This is a genomic window from Nitrobacter sp. 62-23, from assembly GCF_001897285.1.
GTDB lineage: Bacteria > Pseudomonadota > Alphaproteobacteria > Rhizobiales > Xanthobacteraceae > Nitrobacter.
Genome location: NZ_MKSM01000106.1, coordinates 1 through 3555, shown reverse-complemented (window position 1 = coordinate 3555; position 3555 = coordinate 1). Strand labels below are relative to the sequence as shown.

The following is a 3555-nucleotide window of genomic DNA, read 5'->3' as shown; positions in this document are numbered from 1 at the left end:
AATCATGCGTTCGGCATTCGCTATCGTCGGGTTGTGCGCGGTGCTGCTCGGCTGCGCGTCGATCCAGAACACGCCGGTCAACCAGCCGGGCAGCAGCGCCGAATTCCTGGGCCAGCTTCACGAAAACTTCGAGGAACGCACCGCCACCGATGATGATCTGGTCGCGCTGTCGTTTTCGGGCGGCGGTACGCGGGCGGCCGCCTTTTCCTTCGGCGTGCTGGAAGAACTGGCGCAGACGCCGGTGCGCGGCGGCGGCGCATCCATGATCGATCGTATCGATTTCATTTCCGGGGTGTCCGGAGGGTCGGTGACCGCCGCGTATTTCGGACTGCACAAACGCGCGGCGCTGTCCGACTTCCGTGAAAAGTTCCTGCTGCGCAATGCCGAGGAGGGGCTTCAAACCAACCTCAACCTCGCCACGCTTGGCAAGGCCTTCGCCGGCGGCATCAACGACTCCAGCGGCCTGCCGCGCTGGCTCGATGCCAACCTGTTTCATGGCGCGACCTTCGCCGATCTTCGCAAGACGGTGCGCCCGCGGGTGTGGATCAATGCCTCCGACATCTACAACCGCACGCCCTTTGTCTTTGGCGTGACCGCGTTCAGCGCGATGTGCAGCGACCTTGCGTCCTATCCGCTGGCAAACGCGGTGGCGGCGTCGGCGGCGGTGCCTGTTGCGTTCGCGCCGGTGGTGATTCAGACTTTTCCGGGTCGATGCAAGGATCCGCTGCCGGCCTGGGTTGTGAAGACGCGCGATAATCGCAACGCGCCGCCGATGCTGAGCGCGTTTGCGAAAGCGATCAGCCGCTATCATGACGGCGAAATGCCCTACATCAAGCTGCTCGACGGCGGGCTGGTCGACAACTACGGCCTGTCCGGTTTTACCATCGCGCTGCTGTCGGCGCGCGCGCCCTATGAACCGCTGTCACCCGAGCAGGCCGTCAAAATTCGGCGCGGGCTGGTTGTGGTCGTGGATGCAAAGACCGGCGTTTCAGGCAACTGGGTCAATACCATTGAAGGCCCGAGCGGCGTCGACCTGGTCAAGGCGGCGGCGGACACCGCGATCGATGCCAGCGTCGGCGCGGGCTATACCGCCTTCGAGCGCACCATGGGTGACTGGCAGGCGGCCCTGATCCGTTGGCGTTGTGGTCTGTCGGCAGCGGAGCGCGCCCGGTACGGCGCGCGTCCGGGTTGGAACTGTCACGATCTGAAATTTTTTGTAGGCCGGGTCGGCTTCGATCAACTCGATTCCGCGCGCGCCGCCCGCCTCGAGAACGTTCCGACCCGATTTCACTTGCCGCAGCAGCAGGTGGACGACGTGATCGCCGCCGGGCGCGACGCATTGCGGGCGAGTCCTACTTTCCGCGCGTTTGTCGGCAGCAAGTGAGCCGGCGCAAGCGGCCGACTCAATTGATTTGGACGGGGGTTTTCCCGTCGCAATCTCCGGGGTAAAAGCCGCGCATGAACGCACCTGTCAAACCGTCGAACCTGATCAAAGGCGCCACCGGCGAGTGGGAGATCGTGATCGGGCTCGAAGTCCACGCCCAGGTCACATCCAACGCAAAGCTGTTTTCCGGTGCGTCGACTGCTTTCGGCGGCGATCCTAACAGCCACGTCTCGCTGGTCGACGCCGCGATGCCCGGAATGCTGCCTGTCATCAATGAGGAATGCGTCCGGCAGGCGGTGCGGACCGGATTGGGGCTGAACGCCCGGATCAACCTGCGCTCGGTGTTCGACCGCAAGAACTATTTCTACCCCGACCTGCCGCAGGGCTATCAGATCAGCCAGTACAAGTCGCCGATCGTCGGCGAGGGCGACGTCGTGGTGGACCTGGCCGACGGCACCAGCATCACGGTCGGGATCGAGCGGCTGCACCTTGAACAGGACGCCGGCAAGTCGCTGCACGACCAGCACGCCGACATGAGCGCGATCGATCTGAACCGCTCCGGCGTGGCGCTGATGGAAATCGTCTCCAAGCCCGATATGCGCTCGTCGGAGCAGGCCAGGGCCTATGTGACGAAACTGCGGACGATCCTGCGCTATCTCGGCACCTGCGACGGCGACATGGAGAAGGGCAGCCTGCGCGCCGACGTCAACGTCTCGGTGCGCCGGCCCGGCGAACCCTTCGGCACCCGCTGCGAGATCAAGAACGTCAATTCCATCCGCTTCATCGGCCAGGCGATCGAACATGAGGCGCGCCGCCAGATCGGCATCCTCGAGGACGGCGGCAGCATCGACCAGGAAACCCGGCTGTTCGATCCGGACAAGGGCGAGACCCGGGCGATGCGCTCCAAGGAAGAGGCGCACGACTACCGCTATTTTCCGGACCCCGACCTGCTGCCGCTGGAATTTTCGCAAGACTTCGTCGAGGCGCAGAAGGCCGACCTGCCGGAATTGCCTGACCAGAAGAAGGCGCGCTTCATCGGCGACCTCGGCCTGACGCCATATGACGCCGCCGTGCTGGTCGGCGAACATGAGAGCGCCAGCTTCTATGAGGCGGTGCTGTCGGGGCTTGCGAACGCGCGCCGTGACGGAAAGCTGGCCGCCAACTGGGTGATCAACGAACTGTTCGGACGACTCAACAAGGAAAGCCGGGTCATCGCTGAATCGCCGGTATCGGCATCGCAGCTCGCCGCGATCGTGGACCTGATCAGCGAGGGAACCATCTCCGGCAAGATCGCCAAGGACTTATTTGAGATCGTCTGGACAGAGGGCGGCGACCCGCGGGCGCTGGTCGAAGCACGCGGGATGAAGCAGGTCACCGACCTGGGTGCGATCGAGAAGGCGGTTGACGACATCGTCGCCGCCAATCCGGACAAGGCCGCGCAGGTCCGCGACAAGCCGCAGATGATCGGCTGGTTCGTCGGTCAGGTGATGAAGGCGTCGGGCGGCAAGGCCAATCCGCAAGCCGTGAATGATCTGCTCAAGACCAAGCTCGGTCTTTGAACCTCGGCATCCGCGCGCACGGATCGCCGTCGCGTCTCGTCGTGTCTGCATTTTTGAAAATGCGATCGTGCTTTTGCCGGCAGCAGGGATCGTCTACGGCGCGAGACGTTGGTTCGTGATGGACGGATCGGTTTTGCGAATCGGATTTTGCGATTCGCAATAACCGCACCTTCACGAGCGCCGAATGGCAACTTCCGAGAATATCGCGAAAATATTTTTGTTGCCAAAAATTACGACTCGGAGTCCGCGCCATGACGATCTTCACCGGCGCGACCACTCGATACGACGCGTGCCACATGTTCGTCGTCACTCAATGAAATGCAGGATGCCGCTGCGGCACAGCCGCTTCCTGAAATGTTGACATTTGACGACGCAGATTTTCCGTGGGTTACTTGCGCCGCGCATTACCGACTCTGCGCATCATGATGAATTGCGCCGTCGCTGCGACGGCATTGGTCCGTCAACACTTCCTTAAGTGGGGACACTGTTTTTTTCAATGTGTTGGTGTATTCGAAGGATGTGCATTTCGATTCCCGAGTGCACGCAGCGACTAAGCCATCTCACTAACCCTGGAGGGCAACATGGCCAAGAAGGCGAAGAAGGCAAAGGCGA

The 3555-nt window shown here is 62.3% G+C and carries 2 protein-coding genes; both read left to right on the top strand.

The window, feature by feature from the left end:
• Positions 1-4: 4 nt before the first annotated feature.
• Positions 5-1384 (top strand): patatin-like phospholipase family protein, encoded by a 1380-nt coding sequence (locus BGO16_RS11130; protein WP_292618803.1) that lies wholly within the window; start codon positions 5-7, stop codon positions 1382-1384.
• A 74-nt stretch (positions 1385-1458) separates the two neighbouring features.
• Positions 1459-2943, top strand: coding sequence for an Asp-tRNA(Asn)/Glu-tRNA(Gln) amidotransferase subunit GatB (gene gatB, locus BGO16_RS11125; protein WP_292618765.1), 1485 nt, complete (start codon positions 1459-1461; stop codon positions 2941-2943).
• The last annotated feature ends 612 nt before the right edge of the window (positions 2944-3555 follow it).

Coding starts and splice junctions, on each gene's coding strand:
- BGO16_RS11130 (WP_292618803.1), top strand. CDS start 5: ATGCGTTCGGCATTCGCTATCGTCGGGTTGTGCGCGGTGCTGCTCGGC.
- gatB (WP_292618765.1), top strand. CDS start 1,459: ATGAACGCACCTGTCAAACCGTCGAACCTGATCAAAGGCGCCACCGGC.